Genomic DNA, 25250 nt, shown 5'->3' on the forward strand with positions numbered 1-25250 from the left:
CGGCTACCCGCCGTCAGGTCCCGTACACCTGGAAGGTGAACAGGGAGTAGCCCCACTGGGTGCCGCGGGCCGTGCCGTAGATGCGCACGTAGCGGGTGGAGGCGTTGAGGCCGGTGTTGTCGTCCTCGCCGCCGTTGCCGCCGGTCACCGTGCGCACCGTCGTCCAGGTCGTGCCGTTGGGCGAGGTCTGGATCTGGTAGTCGCGGCCGTACGCCGCCTCCCACACCAGGCGGACCCGGTTGACGGTGTGGGTGCCGCCGAGGTCGACCTGGATCCACTGCGGGTCGGAGAACTGGCTCGACCAGCGGGTCGTGGTGGATGCGTCGACCGCGTTGGACGCCGGGTACGAGGCGTTCTCGGTGCTCGACGCCGTCGCCGGGTGGTTCAGGGCCAGGTCGGACGGCGGCGGCGGGGTGGTGCCGACGGAGCAGTCGCCGATGCCCTGGGCGGCGTAGCGGATGCCGCCGAGCAGCAGGTTGCGGAACCCGGTCTCGGAGTAGCTGGCCTGGGTGTGGCCCATGCCGGTGTAGAACGAGCGGCCGCCGTCGTAGGCCCGGCACCAGGTGTTGGGGTGGTCGGCGCCCATGGTGCCGCCGCTGTACGTCGACTCGTCCAGCGTCGTCAGGACGTGCACCGAGCCGCGGGGGTTGGTGCGGTAGTTGTACCACTCGTCGCTGCGCGACCAGGCGGCCGGCAGGCCCTGGGTGGCCGGGTGGCTGGGGTCGGCGACGCGGACCGTCGCGGTCTGGATCGCCGGGTGGCTGAGGAAGTAGGCGCCGACGAGGCCGCCGTACCAGGCCCAGTCGTACTCGGTGTCCGCGGCCGCGTGCACACCGACGTAGCCGCCGCCGGCCCGGACGTAGTTCTCGAACGCGGTCTGCTGGGTCGCGTTGAGCACGTCGCCGGTCGTCGACAGCCAGATGACGGCCTTGAACCGGGCCAGGTTGGCCGCGGTGAACTGGTTGGCGTCCTCGGTCGCCTCGACGCTGAAGTTGTTCGCCGCGCCGAGCTGCTGGATGGCGGTGATGCCGGTGGGGATGGAGTCGTGGCGGAAGCCGGCGGTCTTGCTGAACACCAGCACCGAGAAGTCCGGCGCGGCGTGGGCGGGCACCGCGGTCAGGCCGAGCCCGGCCACGACGACGGCGAGGCCGAAGGCCAATCTGCGAAGCGTCTTCATCATGTGCCGTACACCTCCAGGCTGAAGAGTGAATAGCCCCACTGGGTGGCCCGGGTCGTGCCGTAGATGCGCACGTAGCGGGCCTGCACGTTGAGGCCGGTGTTGTCGTCCTCGCCGCCGTTGCCACCGGTGACGGAGCGGGCGGTGCTCCAGGTGGTGCCGTCGGCCGAGGTCTGGATCTGGTACGCCGACCCGTACGCCGCCTCCCACAGCAGCCGGACCCGGTTGACCGTGTGCGTGGCGCCCAGGTCGACCTGGATCCACTGCGGGTCGGAGAACGCGCTGGACCACCGGGTCGTGGCCGAGCCGTCGACCGCGGCCGAGGCCGGGTACGCCGCGGACTCGGTGCTCGACGCCGTCGCCGGCCGGTTCAGCGCCAGGTCGGTCTGCGGCGGGGTGGTGGTGCCGGTGACGAACGTGAAGCTGTCCAGGTCGAACAGCGCCGCCGTGCCGGTCCCGGCGAACGTCACGTACAGCGACGTGGTGCCCGCGGGCGCGCCGCTGATCGTGCCGCTGACGGTCGTGAACGTCTCCCACGAGCCGGTCGGGGTGACGGCCGCCGAGCCGATGATCGTGCCGGTCGGGGATCCGGTGCGCAGCTGCAGCGTCCCTCCGGTACCGGCGGAGGAGACCCGGGCGGTGAACGAGGTGGCGTTGTTCAGCTTGTACGGGTCGAACTCGATCCAGTCGCCGTTGTTGATGTCGCCGACGTCCACGCCGCCCTCGGCCGTGGTCTTGCTGTACTTGGTGACGCCCGACGAGGTCTTGTAGAACTCGGCCTGCCGGTGCTTGGGCGCCAGGATGTTCTGCGCGTGCGTGGTCAGGCCGCCCTTGTCGGTGTACTGCGCGTCGAAGATCGGGAAGATGTTCGACGCGTCGTCGTGCTCGCCGTCGACCGGGATCGTGATCGTGCCCGAGCACCCGGTCTGCGACGTGATCTGGTGCGCGTGCTGGTCGTGGCCGAGCACGTAGTTCATCGTGACCTTGCTGCAGTCGATGGTGCCGTCCTCGGGATCGGTGACCGTGACGCTCCACGGCACCGACTCGCCGAACTGGGCCAGCTGCCCGGAGGCCGGGCTGTTGACGACGACCGTCGGTGCGGTGTTGCCGACGCTGATCGGCACGCTGGCCGTGCCGGTGGCGCCCTGCGGGTCGCGCACCGTGAGGGTGGCGACGTAGTTGCCGTTGGCCGTGTACGTGTGGGCCGGGTTCGCGGCGGTGGAGGTACCACCGTCGCCGAACGCCCACGAGTAGGTCAGCGCGCCGCCCTCCGGGTCGGACGACCCGGCCGACGAGAACGTCACCGCCAGGGGCGCCGCGCCCGACGTCTTGTTGGCGCCGGCCACGGCCGTCGGCGCGCGGTTGCCGCCCGAGCCGACGTAGTCGTAGCGGTACAGCGCCGAGTTCGCGTCGCCGTTGAAGTAGCCGGTGCCGTAGTCCAGGACGTACAGCGACCCGTCGGGGCCGAACTGCATGTCCATGACCTGCTTGCCGTTCCACGGGAAGCTGTCGATCGCGCCGCGGGAGCCGTCGGCGTTGACGACGATCGGCTTGATCCAGCCGCGGCCGAACTCACCGGCGAAGAACTGCCCGTCCAGCGACGCCGGGAACTTCGTCGTCGACGGGTTGCTCGCGTTGTACCGGTAGACGGGCCCGGCCATCGGCGACTCGGAGCCGCCGCCGAACTCCGGCGGGGAGCCGGCGTCGCCGGCGTAGCGGATCCAGGCCGGCTTCGCCGGGGGCAGGGTGGTCAGGCCGGTGTTGCGGAACGAGTTGTTCGTCGGGCCGCCGGCGCAGTTGTACTTCGGGCCGGTGCTGTTGGTCGCGAAGTTCCACTCGTTGTACGTCTCGGTCGTGGTGTTCGTGCCGGTGCAGTACGGCCACCCGTAGTTGCCCGGCCCGGTGATCCGGTCGAACTCCACCTGACCCGACGGCCCGCGGTTCGCGTCGGTCGTGCCCGCGTCCGGCCCGTAGTCGCCGAGGTAGACGACGCCGGTCGCCTTGTCCACGGTCATCCGGAACGGGTTGCGGAAGCCCATGGCGTAGATCTCGGGCCGGGTGTTGGCGGTCCCCGGCGCGAAGAGGTTGCCGGCCGGGATGGTGTATCCGCCGCCGGTCGCGTTCGGCTTGATCCGCAGCACCTTGCCGCGCAGGTCGTTCGTGTTGCCGGCGGAGCGCTGGGCGTCGTAGACGGGGTTGCGGTCGGTGCGCTCGTCCAGCGGGGAGTACCCGGACGACTCGAACGGGTTGGAGTCGTCGCCCGTGGACAGGTAGAGGTTGCCGGCCGCGTCGAAGTCGATGTCGCCGCCCACGTGGCAGCACATCCCGCGGTTCGTGGCGACCTCGAGGATCGTGGCTTCGCCGCTGAGCGTGAAGTTGGTGCCGAGCGTGAACCGCGACAGCCGGTTGACGCCGTTGAACGGGGCGAACTGCGCGGCCGTGCCGTTGGCCGGCGCGTCGCCCGCGGGGGTGCTCAGCGGCGGGGCGTAGTACAGGTAGATGTAGCGGTTGGTGGCGAAGTTCGGGTCCGCGGCGACGCCCTGCAGGCCCTCTTCGTCGTGGGTGTACACCGGGATCTTCGCGATGACGGACGTGTTGCCGGCCGCGTCCGTGCGCCGCAGTGTGCCGTCCCGGGCGGTGTGCAGCACCGAGCGGTCCGGCAGCACCGACAGGGTCATCGGCTCGCCGGTCTCGGCGACGCCCTTGGCCAGCGTGACCTGCTGGAAGTCGGCCGGGTTGATGGCCGCCGCGGCCGGCGTCGCCGGGGTGGCGAGCACGCCGAGCCCCGGCGCGAGGAGGGTGAGGGCGGCCGCCATTGGCCGCCATCGCCGGGTGGGGTGATGTCGGGTCACTTGCTTTCCCTTCCTGACCACATTTGCCAGGCAGGGCGCGCGCCGCCGCGCCGCAGCCGAGTGCGTTGACGACCCGTCGCCGAACGGATCTTCGAGAGAGCGCTCTCAGAGCTGTGCGGGCAACACTATGGGGTTATTATCAATGTGTCCAGATGTATCGATGAATCTGGCAAAACTTTCGCTAACTCAAGCAAAAGTCGACCGTGCAGGGCCTGCAGGCGCTCGACCGGGATGTCGCCCAGAATCACATACCTCTCCACGCCGTCCGGCACGACGTCGTCGGGATCCATGAGCGCCGGGTACGGGTCGGGCCGCCCGGTGGCGAGCATGTAGGGCCGCGGATCCTCGGCCTGGGTCACCAGGGCGCCCGCCTTGTCGGTCATGATCAGGCCGTACTCCTGCATGGCCCGCGCGATGATCCGCGCCACCGGGCTGCGCACCGTGCTGATGTCGAACGCCGGGTCGAGCCGGAACCGCTGCCCCTCGCACGGGATGTCGGCGCCCTCGGTGTTGCCGTCGTCGCGGGTCGCCGGCCACGAGTGGCAGTTCGCCCGGGTGCGCACGGTGGCGATGTTGACCGCGTGGTCGATGTAACCGCGGCGCAGCTCGTCGATGCGGATCACGAACGCGCCCATCGGCAGCCCGGTCGCGGTGGCGCCGAGCGGGTTGGTGAAGATGCCCGGGTTGCGCGAGTAGTGCTCGATCCGGCCTCCCCAGCACGCCGACCAGTGGCCGTCCGGCGCCTGCTCGGCGCGCCAGAAGTCCCAGTACTCGTCGGTGTCGGGCCGGTAGATCGTGACCGCGCCGTCGGTGCCCTTCGACGGCGTCAGGTTCGCCGGGGTCGGCACGGCGGCCAGGCTGCCGGCGATGACCGGGCCGAGCTCGGGCTTGCCGAGGCAGTCCGAGAACGTCCAGCGCTGCGTCGGCGTGTGCCGGTCAACGGTGTAGATCGGCGTGGAGTACTCGTCGGTGTTGACCGCCCACGACCCGTAGTTGTTCACCTTGTCCAGGCGGATGTTCTCGACGATCGCGGCCGAGTTCGGCGCGAGCGGCACGTTACGGGGCAGCCGCGTGTTCCACAGGCCGCGCGGCGAGAAGCCGTTGGTGGGCCGGGCCGGGTGGCGCGGCGCGCCGGCGTGGGCGGCGGGCGGTACCGCCGCGACCCCCGCGGCGGCGAGGACCAGTGCGGTCATGATCGAGCGGCGCAGGCGCATGCGGCGAGGGTAGGTGCGGCCGCCGGCCGGGCACCCGAAACCGGCGTGCCGGACCGCGAACGTCCAGGTGGCACATGAAACTTCCCGGCCCGGCCGGCCTAGGATCGGCGCATGAGCTTCGAGGTCAGCGCCGACGCCTACGGGCGCTTCATGGGCCGATACTCCGAACCCCTGGCGAGGCGCTTCGCCGACCTCGCCGAGGGGCCGCGCGTGCTCGACGTCGGCTGCGGCGGCGGCGCGCTGACCGCCGAGCTGGTCGCCCGCGCCGGCGCGGCCGCCGTGTCCGCGGTCGACCCGTCCGAGGCGTTCGTCGCCGCCGCCCGCGAGCGGCTCCCCGGCGTCGACATCCGCCTCGCGCCGGCCGAGCGGCTGCCGTTCCCCGACGACACGTTCGACACGGCGCTGGCCCAGCTCGTCGTGCACTTCATGGCCGACCCGGTCGCCGGGCTGCGCGAAATGGCCCGCGTGACCCGGCCCGGCGGCGTGGTGGCCGCCTGCGTGTGGGACCACGCCGGCGGCACCGGCCCGCTCTCCGCGTTCTGGCGGGCGGCCCTCGAGCTCGACCCGGCCGCCCCCGACGAGTCCGGGCTGGCCGGCGCGCGGGAGGGCCACCTGGCCGAGCTCTTCACGGCGGCCGGCCTGCGGCACATCGAGTCCACGACGCTCACCGTCCGGGTCGCCGTCGGCGACTTCGAGACCTGGTGGGAGCCGTTCACGCTGGGTGTCGGGCCGGCCGGCGACTACGTCCGGACGCTCGGCCCCGAGCGCGTCGCGGCGCTGCGGGACCGCTGCGCGCAGCTGCTCCCCGAGCCGATCGAGGTGGCCGCGTCGGCCTGGACGGTCGCCGCCCGCGTCTGAGCCGGGGGTACCGTGTGAAGCGGTTGCCATGATCGAAGACGCCCTCGATTCGATCCTCGGCGCGGTGTCCGTGGCGGTCATCGTCCTCACCGCGCTGTCGGCGGCGCACACCGTCGTCGTGCCGCGCGGAACGTCCGTGCTCATCACACGGTGGGTGATGGCGGCCGTGCGGGCCGTCTTCGACCTGCGGCTGCGCTGGGCCCGCAACTACGGCGAGCGCGACCGGATCCTCGTACTGTTCGGGCCGGTGACGATGCTGGCCCTACCGGGCATATGGCTCGCGCTGACCCTGTTCGGGTTCACCGGGCTGTACTGGGCGCTCGGCGTCCGGCCGTGGCAGAACGCACTGCTGGACAGCGGCTCCTCGCTGCTCACCCTCGGCTTCCGCGAGTCGGTCGGGGTCGTCACCGGCTGCCTGCAACTCGTCGAGGCCACCCTCGGACTGCTGCTGCTCGCGCTGGTCATCAGCTACCTGCCGGCGCTGTACGCGACCTACTCCCGCCGCGAGATCCTGGTGACCTCCCTGGAGTCCGAGGCCGGCACCCCGCCGTCGGCCGTGCGACTGCTCGAGCGGCTGCTGGAGGCCGACGGGATCGGGCTGCTCGACGGGTACTGGCACGAGTGGACCCGCTGGTTCAACGAAATCGAGGAGACGCACTCCTCGAATCCCATCCTGGTGTTCTTCCGGTCCCCGTCACCGCAGCGGCACTGGGTGACCGCCGCCGGCACGGTCCTCGACGCGGCGGCCCTGGTGTGCTCGTCGTTCGCGCTGGGTGAGGTGCGCCCGTCGCACGCCGACCTGTGCCTGCGGGCCGGCACGCTCGCCCTGCGCCGGGTCGGCGACTACTTCCGCATGCCCGCGCATCCGGGCGCGGCCATGGGCGACCCGGTGGCGGTCGGCCGGTCGGAGTTCGACCGCGCCTTCGACCGGCTGCGGCGGGCCGGCGCGCCGCTGTGCCGCGACCAGGACCGCTGCTGGCGGGACTTCGTCATGTTCCGGGCCCGCTACGAGGCGACCCTGCTGCAGTTCGCGTCGCTGACCACCGCCCCGGCCGCGCTATGGTCGGCGGACCGGCCCATCCCGTTCCACCGGCTGCCGATCACCCGCCGGCACGCCGAGCCGTGGCTGTGACGTCCGGGCCGGTCGCGGCCAGCGAGCCGAGCAGCGCCAGCCCGCGGGCGCTGTCCGAGCCCGGCTCGGCGTGGTAGATCACCAGCAGCTGGCCGCCGGAGTCGCCGATGGCCAGCTTCTCGCGGCGAAGCTCCAGCAGGCCGACCTCCGGGTGGCGCATCCTGGTCGGCGCGCCCGCGAGGGGCCGCACGTCGTGGCGGGCCCACAGCCGGCGGAACTCCTCACTGGCCAGGGAGAGCTCGCCGACGAGCCGCTCGACGCGGGGGTCGTCGACGTCGTCACCGATCGAGGTGCGGAAGGCGGCGATCATCCCGCCGATGGCCTGGTCCCAGTCCGGGTACAGGTCGCGCTCGTCCGGGTCGAGCAGCAGGTCTCGCAGCCGGTTGGTGCCCGGGAGGATCCGCGGCGACAGCGCCGTGGCCAGGCGGTTGGCCGCCAGGACCTCGAACATGCGGCTCTCCACGAACGCCGGCAACCCCAGCACGTCCAGCAGCTGGCGCGTGCCGGCCGGCACCACCTCCCGGCGCGGCCGCCGCGGCGCGCGGGGGCGGGCCGCGGACAGCCCCATGAGGTACTGCGTCGCCTCCGCGTCCAGCCCGAACACCCGCGCCAGGGCCTCGAGCACCGGCGGCGACGGGTTGCGGTCGCGGCCCTGCTCGAGGCGCAGGTAGTAGTCGGCACTGATCCCGGCGAGCGTGGCGACCTCCTCTCGGCGCAGCCCGGGCGTGCGGCGCACCCCGACCACGCGCAGCCCCGCGTCGGCCGGGTCCACCAGCTCCCGGCGCGCCCGCAGGTACTCGCCCAGCGCGTTCGACCTGGTCACCGCTCCACCCTACGGCCCGCCCGGCGGGGCATCCTGGCCCTGCCACCCCCAGGATGGCCACGGCTCTGCCTGCGCCCGGCCGCCCGGGGCATGGTGGTGGCATGACGAAGAATGACCTGCCCGGGGGCGTCTACCGCACCGCCGGCCTCGAGCTCACCCGCTTCGGGTACGGCGCCATGCAGCTGGCCGGCCCCGGCGTCTTCGGCCCGCCGAAGGACCGCGCCGCCGCCGTCGCCGTGCTGCGCGAGGCCGTGGCGATGGGCATCACCCACATCGACACCGCCGACTTCTACGGCCCCCACGTCACCAACGAGATCATCCGGGAGGCCCTGGCGCCGTACCCGGACGAGCTGCACATCGTGACCAAGGTCGGCGCCCGCCGCGACGAGCAGGGCGGCTGGCCGCACGCACGAAGCCCGCAGGAGCTGCGCACGCAGGTGCACGAGAACCTGCGCAACCTCGGCCTCGACGCCCTCGACGTGGTCAACCTGCGCGTCGGCGGCTTCGACTCACCCGAGCCGGGCTCGATCGCCGAGCCGTTCGGGGCCCTGGCCGACCTGCAGCGCGAGGGCCTCATCCGCCACCTCGGCCTCAGCACCGTCAACGCCGAGCAGCTCGCCGAGGCGCAGGCGATCGCCCCGGTGGTGTGCGTGCAGAACATGTACAACATCGCCCGCCGCGGCGACGACGACCTCGTCGACCTCACCGCACGGCAGGGGATCGCCTACGTGCCGTACTTCCCGCTCGGCGGCTTCTCCCCGCTGCAGTCCGACGAGCTGCAGGACGCGGCCCGGCGCCTGGCCAGCACGCCGCTGTCGCTCGCCCTCGCCTGGCTGCTGCACCGCTCGCCCAACATGCTGATCATCGCCGGCACCTCGTCGGTGGAGCACCTGCGCGAGAACGCCGCCGGCGCCGCCCTGCAGCTGCCGCCGGACGCCCTCGCCGAGCTCGACGCGATCGGCCGGGGACAGTTGCTTCCGGGCAAGTAACCTTCGGTATATTGTCGGCGCCTCGGACATCGCGGTGGATGGAGGGCGCCATGCGCAGCGAGTTGGTCGTGGACCGGAGCGTCCAGCGTGACGCCCTCGACCAGGTCCAGGTCCACATCGGCCTGCGCGGCCTGGTGGACCTCGGCACCCAGCCCGTCCTCGAGGAGGCGCTGGACCGCGCGCTGGCCGAGCCCGGCGTCGCCGAGATCGTCGTCGACCTCGCCGAGCTGACCATGCTCGACTCAACCGGCATCGCGACGCTGCTGGCCGCCTACCGCACCGGCCGGGCCGGCGGCGTCGCGGTGCGGGTCGTCAACCCGGCCGGCATGGTGCGGCGGGTCCTGGAGATCACCGGGGTCCTGAAGACCCTGGAGGCCTAGGTCTCCTGCGCAGTGAGGCCGGCCGCGGGCACCTCGGCCTGCGCGTCGGTGATCTCCTCGCCATCGGGCGGGCCGGCGGCGTCGCGGTGCGGGTCGTGAACCCGGCCGGCATGGTGCGGCGGGTCGTGGAGATCACCGGGGTCCTGAAGACCCCGGAGGCCTAGGCCTCCTGCGCGGTGAGCTCTGCCGCGAGCACCTCGGCCTGCACGTCGGTGATCTCCTCGCCATCGGGCGGGCCGGCGGCGTCGCGGTGCGGGTCGTCAACCCGGCCGGCATGGTGCGGCGGGTCGTGGAGATCACCGGGGTCCTGAAGACCCCGGAGGCCTAGGCCTCCTGCGCGGTGAGCCCGGCCGCGGGCACCTCGGCCTGCGCGTCGGTGATCTCCTCGCCATCGGGCGGGCCGGCGGCGTCGCGGTGCGGGTCGTGAACCCGGCCGGCATGGTGCGGCGGGGCGTGGAGATCACCGGGGTCCTGAAGACCCTGGAGGCCTAGGTCTCCTGCGCGGTGAGGCCGGCCGCGGGCACCTCGGCCTGCGCGTCGGTGATCTCCTCGCCATCGGGCGGGCCGGCGGCGTCGCGGTGCGGGTCGTGAACCCGGCCGGCATGGTGCGGCGGGGCGTGGAGATCACCGGGGTCCTGAAGACCCTGGAGGCCTAGGTCTCCTGCGCGGTGAGGCCGGCCGCGGGCACCTCGGCCTGCGCGTCGGTGATCTCCTCGCCATCGGGCGGGCCGGCGGCGTCGCGGTGCGGGTCGTGAACCCGGCCGGCATGGTGCGGCGGGGCGTGGAGATCACCGGGGTCCTGAAGACCCTGGAGGCCTAGGCCTCCTGCGCGGTGAGCCCTGCCGCGAGCACCTCGGCCTGCACGTCGGTGATCTCCTCGCCGTAGTCGCGGACCAGGTCGGCGCGGGTGTACACGATGTGCCCGTCCGCGGCGGCGGCCTCCGGTACCAGGCGCACGCCGCCGTCAACGTCGGCGGCCAGCGCCGGATCGGCGTCGTTGCACTGCGCGAGCGCGCGGATGTCGTCGGCGGTGATTGTCGTCATGGCCAGAAGCTGCCCGGCCCAGCTCGGACGCAAACATGGCGCCGCCCGCCGTGACACTGTCATCGTGACAGTGCGCCTGGGCTTCCCCCCGGGAAGCCCAGGCGGAGGCGGCGTTGGGTGCTGACAGTGTCGGGTCGGCAGTGTCGCGGCGTCCGATGCTGACAGTGTCGGGTCGGCAGTCTCGCGGCGTTGGGTGCTGACAGTGTCGCGTCGGCAGTGCGGCGGCGTCCGATGCTGACAGTGTCGGGTCGGCAGTGTGGCTGGGCTTCCCCCTGAGGTGTGGACACCCTGAGACTGGACGTTGGTCCAGAGGAAGGGGTGTCCCTGTTGGGGCGTCCATCGAAGTACACGGAAGAGTTCCGGCGTGATGCGGTCGAGTTGGTTCGCTCGTCGGGCCGGCCGATCAACGAGGTCGCTCGTGAACTGGGCATGAGCCACGAGACGTTGCGGAACTGGGTCCGGCGGCAGGACCAGCCAGCGCGGCCGGAGGGTGCGGCGGCGGGTGTCGGATTGTCGGTGGCGGACAAGGACGCCGAGATCGCCCGGCTCCGCGCCGAGGTCGCTGAGCTGCGGGTCGAGAAGGAGATCCTGCGCAAGGCAGCCGCCTATTTCGCCAAGGAGATGGATCGGTGACCAGCCGCTTCCAGTTCATCTCCACCCACCGTGCCGTCTACGGCGTGAAGCGGCTGTGCCGGCTGCTGGCGGTGTCCCGGTCCGGGTTCTACCGCTGGATCGCCGCCGAACCGGACCGTCGCGCCCGGGCCGAGGCCGAGGACGAGCTCGCAGACCAGATCGCCGCCGTGCACACCGAGTCCAGTGGCACCTACGGATCGCCGCGGGTCACCGCCGAGCTGCACGCTCAGGGCGTGCGGGTCAACCGCAAGCGGGTCGAGCGGGTCATGCGCCAGCGTGGCATCGCCGGGAAGCATCTACGGCGCCGCCGGCGCACGACGATCCCGGACCCGGCCGCCGCGCCGGTCACGGATCTGCTGCGCCGGGACTTCACCGCCACCGCCCCGGATCAACGCTGGTGCGGCGACATCACCTACCTGCGCGTCGGGGCCGGTTGGCTGTTCCTGGCCACGGTTATCGACATCGCCACCCGCCGGCTCATCGGCTGGTCGATCAACACCCACATGCGTACCAGTCTCGTCATCGACGCCCTCGAGGCCGCGGTCGCCGCCCGCGGCGGCCAGGTCGACGGGGTCATCTTCCACACGGACAAGGGATCGCAGTACGGCAGCACCGCCTTCGCCGCGGTCTGCGACCGCCACGGGGTGCGCCGCTCGACCGGCCGGACCGGCACCTCGTATGACAACGCCCTCGCCGAGGCGTTCTTCGCCACCCTGAAACGCGAACTCGACGTCGATCGCCGCACCTGGGCATGCGAAGCCGACGCCCGCCGCGACGTGTTCCGCTGGATCGCCTTCTACAACCACCGCCGACGCCACTCAGCCCTCGGCTACCACAGCCCCGCCGACTACGAACGAACCCTCACATCCGCTACCCTGCAACAGATTGCGGCATAACCCGGTGTCCACATCCCGGGGGGAAGCCCAGGCGGCGTTGGCTGCTGACAGTGTCACGGCGACAGTGTCGCGGCCTTGCGGCGCTGGAGGGTCACCGCCGTTCGGCCACCCAGTGGGCCTGGCAGCGGGCGGCGGACGTTGACCGTGCCTCGGCTATCCCCGGCGCACCGTCGACGTCCACGACGGTGACCGCCCGCCGCGGTGCTGGCGGCCGGCCCGCGACGGCGGCAGACTGTGCGCAGGACCCGCACGGCGGACGGAGTTGCCGATGTCCCTGCAGGAGTGGCGCGACTCGATCGACGACATCGCCCGCAAGTACCTGGACTTCCAGATCGCCGCGATGGTGCTGTACCACACCGGCGTGCAGCGCGAGCGCGCCGGCGACGCGGCCGGCGCCGAGGCGTTCCTGGAGGTCGCGCTCTACGCGCGCGCCTCGCTGGCCAGGCAGAAGGGCTCGATGTTCGAGAACTTCAGCCGCGACGAGACGCTGCGGGCGTTCCAGCGCATCGACTACGCCACCATCCTCTGGAAGGCGCTGCCCGACGAGGCCATCGACGACAACCGCCCGCACTACGACCTCCCGCCGCGCCCGCGCGGGCGGGCCGCCGCCTGCGACAAGTCCGCCTACGCCGCGCGCGTGCGGGCCCTCCTGCAGGAGTACTCCTAGCTAGTCACTAGCGCCTGGTTCATCACTGAGGCGGGACGCCGCCAGCCGAATCTGGGCCGGCCGCAGCCCCGCCTCAGAGATGCAACAGGCGCTAGCCGGCCGCGGCGTGCGCGAGCAGCTGCGGCAGCGTCAGGCCCGCCTCCCAGGCGGCGTTCTGGGCCCGGATCAGCGCATCGATGAGCGGACGGTCCGGCTCGCGCCGCTCGACCTGGCCGTAGTAGGCGAGCTGGAAGTCGAGCTGGTCGAAGGCGCGCCGCCCGTGCAGCGGCAGGTGCAGCCGCATCGGCCGGCCCGCTGCGTCGGGCGCCTCGACGAGCACGCACCGGGCCGACGGCTCGGCGCCGGGTGGTGGGCGCAGCCCGCCCAGGACGCCGAGCCGCTGCCGGCAGGCGTCCGCGTACGTGCCGGTCGGCCGGACCTCGCCGCTCTCCTCCAGGTACATCGGCTGCTCGAGGTCGGGCCGGGCGAGCACCCGCTGCACCGCGACCAGCGCGCGGGCGTGGTCGGCGGCGCTCAGCGCCTCGCGCTCGACCAGGTAGGCGAGCACCTGGAACGCGAGGTAGCAGCGCTGGATGAGGGGGTCGTCGACCGCGGCGAGGAGGGCGGCCAGCCCGTCGGGCCGCAGCTTGTTGAACCAGGCCAGGTCGGCGAACAAACCCTGGCGCACGATCGTCGTGCCGACGGCGGTGTCCAGGATCGCCGCCACGGCGGCGCCGTCGGCCCGGCCCAGGACGACCAGGAGCCGGGCGACGGCCTGCCGGGCCATCCAGTCGCCGTCGGCGAACTCGGCCACGAGCTGCCCGCGCAGTGCCGGGAAGGCGGAGTCGATGAGCCGGCGGACCGGGGCCGGGCGCAGCCGCGCCAGCTCGGCCAGGACGGTGAGCATGTTGCCGCTGTCGCGGGCCATGGCGGTCGCCGCCGAGGCGCGGCGGCGTTCCTCGATGGGCACGGCCAGCAGCTCGCTTGCGCCGGCGACCAGCGCGCGGACGAGCGAGCGGGTCAGCGCGGCGGCGTCGGCCGGCGACCCGGCGGGCGGCGCGAGCACGAAGCGGCACAGGTCGGCGACCTGGCGCCGCTCGTCGTCGCTCCACCGGAACGCGTCCAGCCCGCCGACCAGGCCCCAGAACATCGTCAGCGGGTCGACGTCGCCGGCGGCGACCGCCTCCCGCAGCCACGCCCGCTCGTCGAGCCGGCTCAGCGCGGAGACCGCCGCCTCGGCCTCGTCGGTCGCCGGGCCGCGGGCGAGCCGGCGCAGGTCCTCGCGGGCCGCTGCCGCGGCCGGCGCGTCCACGCCGGCGAAGGAGCGCGCCAGCAGGAAGCCGAGCCCGTGGCAGGCGCCGACCGCGCCCGGCGTCGGCCGGCCGTCCGCGGCGGCGGCGACCGCGGCGGCGAGCGGCCGCAGGTTGGCCGCCTCCGGCGCGCCGGCGGCGCCGATGAGGTACAGCAGCTCCTCGAGCACCCGGTCGCTGACGTTCTCGCGCGCGTCCCGGACGGCGACGGCGACCCGCTCGACCGCGGCCCGGTCGACCCCGGCGCGGAGTGGACGCACGGCCGTGCCCTGCAGGGTGTACAGCAGCGCCAGCTGGTTGGCTTCGCTCAGCGACGGCAGCAGCCCGGCCAGATGGGCCAGGGTGACCGGGGTGACGCGCACGATGCTGCGCAGGAACGAGCGCTGCAGGTCGGCGTCGCCGAGGTCGGCGAGGACGCGGCCCAGCACCAGGATCGAGTCGTGGACGATGTCGTGCAGCGCCCACCGCAGGTCGGTCGCCACGGCCGGGGCGGTGCGCCGGCAGCGGTCGGCGACGCGGACCAGCGCGGCGAGCGTCTCGGCGCCGAGGCCGGTGTCGGTGAACCGCGGCGTGCCGCTGTCGATGAGCGCGGCGCTCGTGCGCAGCCGCACGAGCTCGTCGCGGTCGGCGAGCAGCCGCGGCAGCGCCTCGGCCGCGGCGGCGTCGAGCCGGCCGCCCTCGACCACCAGCAGGGCGGCCAGGTCGGCGACGCGCCGGTCGGGGTTGCGCCGCCACCGGCGGGCCGCGGCCGCCGGCGGCGCCGTGCCGACGGCCAGCATCTCGGCGGCGAGGTCGGGCCGGTCGCGGCGCAGCAGCGCGTCGACGGCGGCGGACGCGCCCGCGTCCAGCACCAGGCGCTGCTCCCGGCCGAGGCGGCGCAGCGCGCCGGCGGCGGCCTCGGCGCCCGCCGGCTCGGCGAGGCGGCCCCACAGCGCGCCGGCGTCCTCGGCCTGCAGCGCCGAGCGCGCCTCGGCGACCAGGTGCCCGCAGGTGAGCGTGGCCCAGTTGAACAGCAGTTCGCGGGACGCGCCGGCGAACAGCGGCTCGAAGGCCAGCAGGTCCGCGTGGGCCGCCCCGCGCGGGCCGGCCGCCGGGACCGGCCCGCCGTCGCGGTGGCCGGCGACGCGCGCCGCGGCCAGGTCGCGCTCCCGGGGATCCGCGATCGCGGCGGCGTACGCGTCGGCGGCGGCCAGCAGCGGCGCCGACCAGTCGGCGACGGCCAGCGTCACGGCCAGCTCGAGCAGGCGCAGCCGGTCGTCGGCCTCATCGACGTCCCGGGCGAGGCGAAGGACGGCGTCCGGGTCGAGCGCGCGGCCCTCCAGGCGCGCCAGGTGCAGCTCGGCGCGGGCCCGCGCGTACGGGTCGGCGATGCGCGGCACCCGGGCGGCCAGCCGGGCGACCAGGCCCGGGTGGCCGACGGACAGCGTGGCCGGGTCGAACGCCGGGTCCTCCTGCGCCATCGCCGCGGCCAGCCGGCCCAGCGTGCGGGTGACCGACTCGGCGTCGTGCGGCAGGGCGGCCAGCGCCACGCACGCGGCCTCCACCGCGAACCCGTCGGCGGCCAGCAGGCCGGCCGTGCGGTCCAGCACCCAGCAGCGCAGAAACGTGAACTCGGCCGCGATGCCGTCCAGCGACGTCAGCATCTCCGGCACGGGCCGCGCGGCCCGGGGCGCGTTCGGGTCGAGGCGCCAGCCCGTGCTGCGCCCGTCCGGGTCCGCCGCCTGGTGGGCCGTGGCGACGGCGTACGCGAGCGCGAGCGGGCCGTCCCGGGTGATCGCGAACCCGTGGATGTCGAGGCTGGCGGCGAGCTCGTACCGGCGCAGGGAGTCCGTGCGCCGGGTGGCGTCGACGAGGTACTCCTGCAGGCTCACCGTCAGGTGACCGGTGCCGCTGCCGAGGTAGGCGTCGTCGGTGACCCGCCGCAGGGCGTCGCGGGCGGCCCGGCGGAACTCCTCGCCGCGGCGGCCGAACGCCCGCACGACCTGGCGGTCGGTCTCCTCGTCGCGCACCGCGGCCTCGAACGCGCTCACGAACGGCCCGAGCCGGACCCGGGCCGCCGCGTCGCGCAGCAGGAAGGCCGTGCGGTCCGTCCGCCACGCGAGCCGCCGCCGCACGCCGGGCCCGGCCACCTGGGCCAGGGCGACCGGGCGGGCGGCGCCGCCGACGCCGAGCGCGATCCAGGCGGCCAGCGCGTCGCCGCGGGTGTCGTCGTCCTGGCCGGCGTCGCGGGCGAGGGCCTCCAGCTCCGCGGCGATGCCGGCGGGCTCGGTCTCGTCGACGATCCAGCGCATCACGCGGGCGGTCAGCGGCGAGTCCACGATGATGCGCTCGGGGGCCAGCAGCGGGTCGGCGTCGCTCTGGTCCAGGGCCGGCACGATCACCGTGTCCAGCCGGACCGCGGCGGCGTGCCGGGTCGGCGGGGGCAGGTCGTCCATCGCCGCCTCGGCCGTCAGGCGGCTGCGCTCGGTGACCAGCCGCTGCGTGTCCCGGAAGCTCACCACGTCATAGAGGCCGATGACCAGGCGCACCAGCGCGGGCGGCGCGGCCTCGAGCCGGGCCACCAGCCAGGGCTTGAGCTGGTTGCGGAACGGCGTGAGCGCCGGCGGCAGCGGCAGCCGGGGCGCCGCCTCGGCCGCGGGCGGCGCCGTGGCGGTGACCCGCCGCAGCAGCACCCGGTCGCGCTCCAGCAGATCGGCCCACACCCGGCCCGGGTCGGCCCGCTCCTCGTCGCCGGGCGTCGCCGCGCCCGCCGTCCCCGCGGCCGGGTCGCCCGGGTCCGCGGCCACGACGGCCCGCAGCGCGCGCAGCGTCGACCAGCCCAGCTCCGTCGAGTCGCGGTACTGCGCGGCGAACAGCGCCTCGGTGACCCGCCGGTCCGACAGGCGCAGCGTCTCGACGGTGCCGGCCGCGGCGGCCATCTCCCACGGCGAGCCCGACGTCAGGGCGGCGGCGAGCGCGGCCGCCGCGACCTGCGCGGGGCGCTCGCCGGTCGGCAGCGTCACCGCCGAGGCGAGCAGCGGCGCGACGGTGGCCGCGGCGCCCGGCCGCTGCCGGCCCGACTGCAGGCGCCGCGCGTCGGCGGCCAGCGACGCGGTCACGGCCAGCTCCACCGGCCCCGCGGTGACCCGGGCCAGCTCGCCGAGGCCGGCCGCGAGCAGGCGCGCCGCGTACTCGCCGTCGGGCCCGGCCAGCAGCGCCGGCAGCAGCGCCTCGAGCCCGGCCGGGTCGGCGCGGCTCAGGTGCCCGAGCCCCAGCCGGATCGGCTCGGCCCAGCGGGGGTCGCGCAGATGCCCGGCGATCCGCCCGGCCGCGGCCGCGCCGTCGGCGACCAGCCAGCGCCCGGCGAGGTACTCCTGCAGCGTCAGGTGCAGGAACCCGAACACGTGCGGCGCCCGCTCCGAGATGAGGCCCATCGCCGCGACGTACTCCGGCCCCTCGTCCGGCGCGCAGGCCACCTCGGGCGGCAGCATCGCCGCCGCCGAGCGCGCGCACGCCTCCAGGTCGGCGGCGCGGATGACCCGCCGCCGGGACACGCGGTGGATCTCGTACGCGACGGCGGTCTGCAGCGCGACGAGCATGTCGGGCCGCACGCCGGGCCGTTTGCGGACCGCCCGCTCGAGCGCGTCGTCGACCATGAACAGGTAGAGGTCGCTGCGCAACAGCGAGCCGCCGCGCAGGCGCCGGTGCGCGAAGCCGCCGGAGGCGACCGCCGAGATCAGCGACAGCAGCAGGTACGGGTTGCTCGCCAGCTGCCCGATGCCGCCGGCGCCGGAGACGGCCGCGCGGACCTCGGCACCCAGCTCCGCCGCCCGGCGCGGGCCGAGCCCGGTCGCGGCGCAGTAGTGCCCCAGCCAGAAGTCGCACGTCGCCAGCGCCGCCGCCTCCGGCATGGGCCGCAGGATCAGCTGGTGGATGTGGCCGGTCAGGTCGTTGCGGTGGTACCCGACCAGGCGGCTGGACAGCGCCAGCTGGTTGCCGGGCAGCTCCGCCGGCAGCCGGTGCCGGCCGCCCTCGCCGTCGACCATCCGGTTGAGCCGGGCCAGCAGGTCGGTGCGCTGCTCGCGGGTCGGCACCTCGTCGAGGCCGTCGATCATGAGCAGGAGGCGGTCGGCGTCGGCGGCGCGGGCGACCAGGCGGTGCAGGTCGGCGGCGGACAACCGGTCGCGGCTGCTCGGGTCGGCCGGCGCGACGCCGGACCAGCCGGCCTCGGCGGCGGCCATCGCCAGTGCGTGCCGCCCGGCGCCGGGCCGGTCGGGCCCGAGCCGGGTGACGAGGTCCGCGGCCGTGCACAGCACCGGCAGCCGCCACAGCGGGTCGTCGAAGCGGGACGCGGCCGCCTGCGCCAGCGCGAGCCGGCGCAGCAGGGTCGTCTTGCCGCTGCCCGGGTCGCCGAGCACGACGCACCGCCACGTGGAGCGCAGCAGGTCGGCGGCGGAGTGGACGGTCAGCCCGCTCAGGTCGAGCCGGTCGGCGTCGGCCGACGCCCCGAGGTACGACGGCAGGGACTGCTCGGTGAGCTCCCACGCCTCGGCCTCGCCGGACATCGGGCCGGTCGCGGCGTCGCCGAGCTCGCCGCGCCGGGCGTGCTCGTTGGAGCCGTCGTCGACGAGGTCGCCGCCCCACGGCGCGTCCCGCAGCGGCGCGCCGAGCTCCGCGCCGGCGATCTGGGCCCCGGTGGTCTCGTGGGTGGCGACGAACCACCGCAGGTACGCCTCGAGGACCGGATCGGCGGCGGAGAACACCTCGCGCGCCGCGCCCGGCTCGGCCCGCCGCTCGGGCCGCAGCACCTCGTCGCGGGCGGCGCCGGACTCGTCGGCGAACCTGAGGGCGACGGGGTGCTGCTCCCAGTCGCCGTCCGGCACGTACCGGCGCAGCTTGGCCGCCAGCGCGTCGCGGACGTCGTCGTAGTCGGGGTCCCAGTACAGCTCGTCCTGCCGCTCCAGGTCGTCGAGCACCGTGTCGCTGAACCAGGCCCGCTCGTAGGTGCCGGAGTAGCCGGCCGCCTCCCCGGCGCTCGCGGCCAGCCACACCCGCTGCGTGCGCCCGGTGGCGAGGTCCCACGCCGGCGGCAGGCTGATCGGCCGCGGCCAGCGCGCCGCGACGCCGGGCGGCAGCGGCAGCTGGCACGCGTCGACGACGACGATCTGGCGGGCGAAACCGGCCAGGAACGTCGAGCCGTAGAGGGCGATCAGCTCGCCCAGGTCGACGGTCTGCGCGTTGCGGGTGGTGGCGTCGGCGAGCACCAGGCGGCGGCGCCGCTCGGCGTCGAGCACGCCGTGCCCGGCCCAGAAGATCCACAGCAGGTCGCCCGAGCGGTCCGGGATGTCCTCGGCGATCGCCCGGCCCACGTTGGCGCTGGTCGCCTCCCGGTCCCCGGCGCCGCCGCCGAGCATGACGATGTTGTCGGCCGGGACGCCGCGGCCGCCGAGCCAGCCGGCGAAGCGGTCGGCCGTGTGCGCCAGCGCCGGGCGGTCCTCGAAATGCGGCGAGGCGTAGCGGCCGACGCCGACGACGAGGGCGTGCGTGCGCCGCGGGTCGGCGAACGGGGCGCCGCGCCCGCCGCCGGTCACGGGATGATCTCGCAGAGGCGGTCGTAGAACGTGGGGTTGCCGAAGTAGTCGCTGTGCGCGAACGGGAACGGGTTGCCGCTGGGTACCGCGACGTCGCGGACCCGGCCGGGGAAAATGCCGGCGCCGACGTAGGCGAGCAGGTCGCGCGGGTCGTAGAAGTTGGTCCACGGCGGGACCTGGTCCGGCAGCGGTTCGCCGAAGGTCAGCGACGGCAGCGCGTTGAGCTCGTAGAGGTAGGGCGCCTGCGAGCCGACGGTCACCAGCGCCGCGACCTCCGGCACCGGCTCGCTGGCCAGCAGGTCCACGCAGGCGATGCCGCCGAGGCTGTGCGCGACCAGCACGACCGGGGGCGAGACGTCGCGGCAACGGGCCCGGATGAAGTCCCGGATCCGCTGGCCCCGGCTGAGGTACAGCAGGATGTCCCCGGCCATCGGCGACGTCGCGTCGGTGATCGCGCCGCGGCGGCGCTGCACGAAGCCGGCGCCGGCCCAGCGCCAGGCCAGCACCGCGGCCGTGCGCGCCAGGTTGGAGCCGAACCCGAGGTCGGCGTGGCCGAGCGCCTCGAGCAGCAGGAGCAGCAGCCGTTCGCGGCGGGCCTCGATCACCGGAACCGGGCCCTCGGGCCGCTCGGCGGCCCGCCGGATCGCTTCGGCGAGGATCGCCCGGCCGAGCGCGCCGGCCACGACCCGCGGCCGGCCGGCGGCCAGGGCCTGCCGCGTGGGCTCGGCATCGAGGACGTCGGGCACCGCGGCCGCGAACGCGACGGCGAGGCCGACGTCGGCGAGCTCCGCCCGTAGCGCCGGGTCCTCCGGCAGCGCCCGCGCGCGGGCCGTCAGCCGGTCGCCGGGCGCCTCGGCGCGCAGCACGAACGCCTGCTCGTCGCCGGCCGGGCCGCCCGAGGCGATGAGGCGCAGCTCGTGCAGCGGGTCGGCGTTCAGCAGCGCCCACTGCGACTCGCGCCAGTCGCGCTCGGCGGCCCGCTCGTCGCTGAGCCGCCGCGCGTCCGGCCAGGCCGGCACGGAGGCGCCCTCGGCGTGCATCGCGGCGCCCAGCTTGTCGCCCCACTCGCAGTCCAGCACCGCGACGTCGGGCCGGCGGCGCACCACGTTGGCGCGGACCCGCTCCAGCTGGGCCAGGTAGCTCTCGGTGCGGACACCGGTGCCGTGTACAAAGAGGACCGTCGCTGTCATGCCGCCCATTTCGGTCTGCGGAACCGCCGGAACTCCTACGAGGCAAGGCTACCGATGCACACCGTGACGGCGACATCCCGATTCGTACGGCGGCCGAATCACCCGAACGGCCCGCGTACAGTGGAGCGCACATCGCCCACTGCGGCCGGGAGCGACGCGTGAGACGCATCATGCTCGAGTGTGACTTCGCCGGCGAGCGCGCCCCGTTCAACGTCTACATCGGTGCCCCGGCGGCGGACGCGCACCCGCTGGAGCAGCAGGCGGCGTGGCTGCGCCGGGAGCGCGGCGGCGAGATGCCGGCGTGGGCGATGGACCTCTTCGCCCGGCTGCACCGCGAGGCGCTGGGCGGCGGCATGACGCTGGAGGACGCGACCCGGCTCGCGTTCGAGGCGGAGCTGCCGCACGACGCGGCCGACATCATCGACCGCGCCACCGGCCCCGTCTCCGACGAGCCGCCGCCTGACGCGTCCGATCCGGCCGCCGGCTCACCGGCCACGGACGCGTCCGCGTCGGCCGGCGAGCGGGCCGCGGCGGCCATCGACGCCCTCGGCGCGCTGCCGGCCACCGACACCACCGCCCGCGCGATCCGGCACGCCCGCGCCTACGGCGGCGCCGCCCCGCTGACCACCGGCCGCCTGTTCAACGCGCTGGCGTCGGTCGACGCCGAGGCGGAATGGGGCCGGCTGTTCCTGCACACCGGCGACCTGGCCCAGACCCGCGTGGCCCTCGAGCCGGACGACCCGGCCGGCGACACCGGCGAGCCCGGCGCCGACGGCGTGCCGCTGACCGCCGAGCTGTGGCGCAGCCTGCGCCTGGCGGCGGCGCTGGCCGAGACCTACGAGCTCGCCCCGGTCCCGCCCGGCGCGCTCGCGCTGGCGCTGGTCGCCTACCCGCGCTCGGGCGCGGCCCGGGCCTTGACGCGCCTGGGCAACGTGAGCCACCGCGCGCTCGTCGACCTCGTGATGACGTGCGTGCTCGGCATCGAGCTCAACAACGTCTGGGATGTGATCGCCCGCCACGACGCCTAGCCCAGGCGCGGCCCCCCGTGGCGGGCGGGCTCGGGGTCAGGCCCGGCGGGGCTTCTCGCCGTCCTGCTGCTCGAGGCGGTCGCCCACCTCGAGCTGGTTCCACAGGTCCCGGTCCACCTTGACGTCCAGGTGCGTGCCGTCGTCGAGGCGGACCTCGAGGCGCCGGTACAGGTTGGACCCGTCGAGCAGCGCGCGCGACTTCTTCGCGACGGTCCCGCTCCACGCGTTCTCGTTCGTCGTCATCGAATGCCTCCCCGTTCTTTCGGCCGTGTCAGGTACCAACGGTAGGTATTCGCGGGGCCGGGTGCCTCCGGCGCGAGTCGGGTCCTGCGTCTGCGACTGCAGGATGAGCTGTAACGCTGACAGCGCCCCGAGCGGGAGTCGAACCCGCTGCGCGCCGCTGTAGAGGCGGCCGCCCAACCGTAGGGCCTCCGGGGCGTGCGGGTGGTCGGCGGCGCCTGGCCGGGCACCCATCGAAGCCAACTTACCGGGGTGGGTCAATGCGGTCCGGCAGGGCGTCGTCGCCGACGCGGGCGCGGGCCGCGGCGTACTCGTCGGGGCTGAGCGAGCGGCCCAGCTCGTCGAGCGTGCGCAGCACGAACCGCTGCGTCACGACGCGGCGGTGGAGTGTGTCCAGGGCGGCCGCCTGGCGCAGCACCTTGTGCTGCAGCCGGCGGGTCGCCCGCTCGAGGTCGGCGTCCGCGATGGCGGCGTCGAGCTCGGCGCGGACGGTCTCCGAGGTACTCATGATGGTTCACCCGCGCGCGGCCGCGCGCTCTCTCGCACCGAGAAGGGGCAGGCGGCGGACCAGCCGGTGCGCGGCGGGTTCCAGCGCGGCGGCCGTGAGGGCGCCGCCGAGGTCGGGCTCGTGGACGCGGACCAGGCGGTGGCCCGCCTCTGCCGCGTCGTCGCACAGCAGCCGCAGGGCGAGCTCGTCGCGGGCGGCGAGCAGCACGAGCGTGTTGGAGGAGGTGTGCCAGCCCGCGGCTGGGCCGGGGTGCGCGAAGGCGTAGTCGAGGGCGGCGTGGGCCGCCTGACAGGCCTGGGCGCCCGGCGGGAGATCGGCGCGGGTCACCAGGTAGAGGCGCGAGACGCGAACCTAACGGTGCGGCATGAACTCACTATAGCGACCGCCGTCAAGGTCTCACGCGGGCACGGCCGTCATGAGCCGGTCGATGCCCTCGGCCGCCATCGGGCGGGCGAAGTGGTAGCCCTGGGCGCTGCGGTACCCCAGCGCGGCCAGGCGGTCCGCCTGCGCCCCGTCCTCGACGCCCTCGGCCACGATCTCGAGGCCGACGGCCCGGGCCAGGGCCAGCACGGCGCCCGGCATGGCGCCGCGGCGGCCGGTGGTGTCGGCGTCGACGAAGGAGCGGTCGAGCTTGAGCTCGTCGACCGGCAGGTCGCGCAGCAGGGCCAGCGACGACTGGTCGGTGCCGAAGTCGTCCAGGGCGACGCGCACGCCGAGCAGGCGCAGCTGCTCGAGGTGGGCGACCGCGTCGCCGAGCGCGACCGCGGTGCGCTCGGTGATCTCCAGCGTGAGGCGGTGCGGCTCGAGGCCGGCGTCGGCCAGCGCCGAGCGCACCAGGTCGACGAAGGACTCCTCGGCGAGCTGGCGGGCGGCGACGTTGACGTGGATGACGGCCGGCGCCAGCGGGCCGTGCCCGGCGGACCAGGCCGCCATCTGCCGGCACGCCTCGCGCAGCACCCACGCGCCGAGCGGCACGATGAGGCCGGTGCGCTCGGCGATCGGGATGAACTGCGCCGGCGGCACCGCGCCGCGGGCCGGGCTGGTCCAGCGGGCGAGGGCCTCGACGCCGGTCAGGCGGCCGTCGCCGAGGGCCACGATCGGCTGGTACTGCAGGAACAGCTCCCCGTTGGTGATCGCCTGGCGTAGCTCGGCGCCGAGGCCGGCCGAACCGGCGACGGCGCCGGCCATCCCGGGGGCGTAGCGCTGGCAGCCGCCGCCGCCCTCGTGCTTGGCGGCGTACATCGCGATGTCGGCCCGGCGCAGCAGTTCGCCGGCGTCGTCGCCGGGGCGGCCGTCGGCGAGGCCGATGCTGGCCCGCACGAGCAGCTCGTGGCCGTCGGCGACGACCGGCTCGGCGAGCGCGGTGATCATGCGCTGGGCGGCGCGGTCGGCCTCGGCCGGGCCGGCGCCGTCGAGCACGACGACGAACTCGTCGCCGCCGAGGCGGGCGACCAGGTCGGCCGGGCGGACCGCGGCGACCAGGCGCCGGGCGACGGCGACCAGCAGCGCGTCGCCGGCGCCGTGGCCGAGGGTGTCGTTGACGAGCTTGAAGTCGTTGAGGTCGATGAGGGCGACGCTGACCGGGCGGTCGGTCTTCGTGCCCGTGCCCACCGCATCCCGCGGCACCAGGCCCGCGAGCGCGGCGGCGAGGCGCTCGTTGAACAGCACCCGGTTGGGCAGCCCGGTGAGCGCGTCGTGGGTGGCGTGGTGGTCGAGGCGGGCGACCAGGCGGCTGTTCTCCTGGAACGCGGTGATCTGCCGCCACACGACCAGGCCGGTCAGCATCACGGCGGCGATCGCGGCGACCTGGGCGTCGGCGTCGCCGACGGCGATCACGAAGAGCAGCAGGACGTCGACGGCGGCCACGGCGAGGTACGGCAGGATGCTGAACGGCCGCCCACCGGCCGCCCGCCGCCGCTCCGGCGCGTCGAGGGCCTGGCGCTGGCGGTGCGCGGCGGCGGGCACGCACACCATGACGAGCGGGATGATGACCTGCGGCAGGCTCAGGTGCGGCTTGTCCACGATGAAGCGCTGCAGGACGCCGCTCACCGCGCCGGCGATCATGCCGCCGGCGAAGAGGTGCAGGGAGCCGCGGGCGACGAAGGCGTCGCCGGACAGCGCGACCTTGGCGATGGCGAACACCGCGACGAGCTCGAGCACCAGCGTGGCGCCGACGGCGAGCACGGGGCCGGGCCGGTAGTCGGCGACCTCGAGCAGCGGCCGGGTCTGGTAGTGCCACATGAACACCGCGGCGGCGAGCAGCACCGTGCCCGCGTCCAGGCCGATGCGCAGCCGGTCGCCGGGGCCCTGCACGCCCAGCGGCAGCCGCCACAGGGCCCACAGCAGCGTCAGGACCGCGCCGCCGTACGCCGCGCTCGTCCCCGCCGACATGTCCGGGCTGGGGCCGTGCGCGGTGCCGTCGTACGTGTTGAGCAGGGCGCCGAGGCCGACGAAGGCCAGGGTCAGGACCAGGTGCCGCCAGAAGCGCCGGGTCGGCGCGGCGAAGCCCGGCGTGCGGCTGATGCGGGCCACCGCCACCACCGGCGCGACGACCGACAGCGGCGCGGCGAGCCACAGCAGCAGCAGCGGGCCGTGCTGCCCCGGCAGGTTCACGACGAAGACCAGCACGGCGAACAGCGCCACCCCGGCCGAGGCCAGGGTCGGCGTGTCGAACCTCTTGAAGGACATCCGCCCCTCCCTTCCGAGCCGCGGGCAGCGTTGACACAGAACTGTCGGCCGGTTCGGGGCGGCCAGGAGAGC

Annotated in this window: 18 protein-coding genes; 7 read left to right on the forward strand and 11 right to left on the reverse strand. The window is 74.8% G+C overall.

The genetic code is table 11. The features are described from left to right. Positions 1–13: 13 nt before the first annotated feature. From ACQEVU_RS24015 to ACQEVU_RS24025, 3 genes are all read right to left on the reverse strand, one after another. Positions 14–1177, reverse strand: a complete 1164-nt coding sequence (locus ACQEVU_RS24015) for a ThuA domain-containing protein (protein ID WP_433335038.1) — start codon at positions 1175–1177, stop codon at positions 14–16. Then, positions 1177–3993 carry a PQQ-dependent sugar dehydrogenase gene (locus ACQEVU_RS24020; protein ID WP_433327146.1) on the reverse strand — a complete coding sequence of 939 codons (2817 nt, stop codon included), beginning with the start codon at positions 3991–3993 and terminating at the stop codon, positions 1177–1179. Before ACQEVU_RS24020 ends, ACQEVU_RS24015 begins: the two co-directional genes overlap by 1 nt. A gap of 161 nt (positions 3994–4154) precedes the next feature. Further along, on the reverse strand, positions 4155–5243 hold the full coding sequence (locus ACQEVU_RS24025) for a hypothetical protein (RefSeq protein ID WP_433327148.1): 1089 nt from the start codon (positions 5241–5243) through the stop codon (positions 4155–4157). A gap of 111 nt (positions 5244–5354) precedes the next feature. Here ACQEVU_RS24025 and ACQEVU_RS24030 point away from each other — a divergent pair, with 111 nt between their 5' ends. Together ACQEVU_RS24030 and ACQEVU_RS24035 are read left to right on the forward strand one after the other, a co-directional pair. Then, a complete protein-coding gene (locus ACQEVU_RS24030; protein WP_433327150.1) occupies positions 5355–6101 on the forward strand; it encodes a class I SAM-dependent methyltransferase in 747 nt (248 codons plus the stop codon). Positions 6102–6129: 28 nt separating this feature from the next. Beyond that, a complete protein-coding gene (locus ACQEVU_RS24035) occupies positions 6130–7233 on the forward strand; it encodes a hypothetical protein (protein WP_433327152.1) in 1104 nt (367 codons plus the stop codon). On the opposite strand, the gene ACQEVU_RS24040 is transcribed toward ACQEVU_RS24035, so the two are convergent. Then, entirely contained in the window at positions 7202–8056 is an 855-nt protein-coding gene (locus ACQEVU_RS24040) for a helix-turn-helix domain-containing protein (RefSeq protein ID WP_433327154.1), read from the reverse strand. The two genes, ACQEVU_RS24035 and ACQEVU_RS24040, sit on opposite strands and share 32 nt — an antisense overlap. A gap of 101 nt (positions 8057–8157) precedes the next feature. Between ACQEVU_RS24040 and ACQEVU_RS24045 the strand changes: the two genes are divergently transcribed. Beyond that, a complete protein-coding gene (locus ACQEVU_RS24045; protein ID WP_433327156.1) occupies positions 8158–9045 on the forward strand; it encodes an aldo/keto reductase family oxidoreductase in 888 nt (295 codons plus the stop codon). Between the two features lie 50 nt (positions 9046–9095). Beyond that, positions 9096–9425, forward strand: a complete 330-nt coding sequence (locus ACQEVU_RS24050; RefSeq protein ID WP_433327158.1) for an STAS domain-containing protein — start codon at positions 9096–9098, stop codon at positions 9423–9425. Between the two features lie 816 nt (positions 9426–10241). On the opposite strand, the gene ACQEVU_RS24055 is transcribed toward ACQEVU_RS24050, so the two are convergent. Beyond that, a complete protein-coding gene (locus ACQEVU_RS24055) occupies positions 10242–10469 on the reverse strand; it encodes a hypothetical protein (protein WP_433327160.1) in 228 nt (75 codons plus the stop codon). A gap of 327 nt (positions 10470–10796) precedes the next feature. On the opposite strand from ACQEVU_RS24055, the gene ACQEVU_RS24060 reads away from it, so the two are divergent. Together ACQEVU_RS24060 and ACQEVU_RS24065 are read left to right on the forward strand one after the other, a co-directional pair. Further along, positions 10797–11998, forward strand: a protein-coding gene (locus ACQEVU_RS24060; RefSeq protein ID WP_433327162.1) for an IS3 family transposase whose coding sequence is annotated in 2 segments (ribosomal slippage) — positions 10797–11081 and positions 11084–11998 — 1200 coding nt in all. Because the reading frame shifts where the segments join, the coding sequence is not laid out codon by codon here. 268 nt (positions 11999–12266) lie between these two features. Continuing rightward, a complete protein-coding gene (locus ACQEVU_RS24065) occupies positions 12267–12665 on the forward strand; it encodes a hypothetical protein (RefSeq protein ID WP_433327164.1) in 399 nt (132 codons plus the stop codon). Positions 12666–12756: 91 nt separating this feature from the next. Here ACQEVU_RS24065 and ACQEVU_RS24070 read toward each other — a convergent pair whose 3' ends face one another. Both ACQEVU_RS24070 and ACQEVU_RS24075 read right to left on the reverse strand, forming a co-directional pair. Then, entirely contained in the window at positions 12757–19524 is a 6768-nt protein-coding gene (locus ACQEVU_RS24070) for a hypothetical protein (RefSeq protein WP_433327166.1), read from the reverse strand. Next, positions 19521–20714, reverse strand: coding sequence for a hypothetical protein (locus ACQEVU_RS24075; RefSeq protein WP_433327168.1), 1194 nt, complete (start codon positions 20712–20714; stop codon positions 19521–19523). Before ACQEVU_RS24075 ends, ACQEVU_RS24070 begins: the two co-directional genes overlap by 4 nt. Before the next feature lie 158 nt (positions 20715–20872). Here ACQEVU_RS24075 and ACQEVU_RS24080 point away from each other — a divergent pair, with 158 nt between their 5' ends. Then, a complete protein-coding gene (locus ACQEVU_RS24080) occupies positions 20873–21742 on the forward strand; it encodes a DUF2610 domain-containing protein (RefSeq protein WP_433327170.1) in 870 nt (289 codons plus the stop codon). A 36-nt stretch (positions 21743–21778) separates the two neighbouring features. Here ACQEVU_RS24080 and ACQEVU_RS24085 read toward each other — a convergent pair whose 3' ends face one another. The 4 genes from ACQEVU_RS24085 to ACQEVU_RS24100 all read right to left on the reverse strand — a co-directional run bounded on the left by ACQEVU_RS24085 (position 21779) and on the right by ACQEVU_RS24100 (position 25178). Then, positions 21779–21985: a DUF7489 domain-containing protein gene (locus tag ACQEVU_RS24085; protein WP_433327172.1), complete on the reverse strand. Its 207-nt coding sequence runs from the start codon at positions 21983–21985 to the stop codon at positions 21779–21781. A gap of 241 nt (positions 21986–22226) precedes the next feature. Beyond that, complete coding sequence (locus tag ACQEVU_RS24090) at positions 22227–22490, reverse strand: hypothetical protein (protein WP_433327174.1); 264 nt, start codon at positions 22488–22490, stop codon at positions 22227–22229. 6 nt (positions 22491–22496) lie between these two features. After that, positions 22497–22817 carry a hypothetical protein gene (locus ACQEVU_RS24095; RefSeq protein WP_433327176.1) on the reverse strand — a complete coding sequence of 107 codons (321 nt, stop codon included), beginning with the start codon at positions 22815–22817 and terminating at the stop codon, positions 22497–22499. Between the two features lie 69 nt (positions 22818–22886). Further along, on the reverse strand, positions 22887–25178 hold the full coding sequence (locus ACQEVU_RS24100; RefSeq protein ID WP_433327178.1) for a putative bifunctional diguanylate cyclase/phosphodiesterase: 2292 nt from the start codon (positions 25176–25178) through the stop codon (positions 22887–22889). Positions 25179–25250: the final 72 nt, after the last annotated feature.

The organism is Dactylosporangium sp. CA-139066, from assembly GCF_050936175.1.
GTDB lineage: Bacteria > Actinomycetota > Actinomycetes > Mycobacteriales > Micromonosporaceae > Dactylosporangium.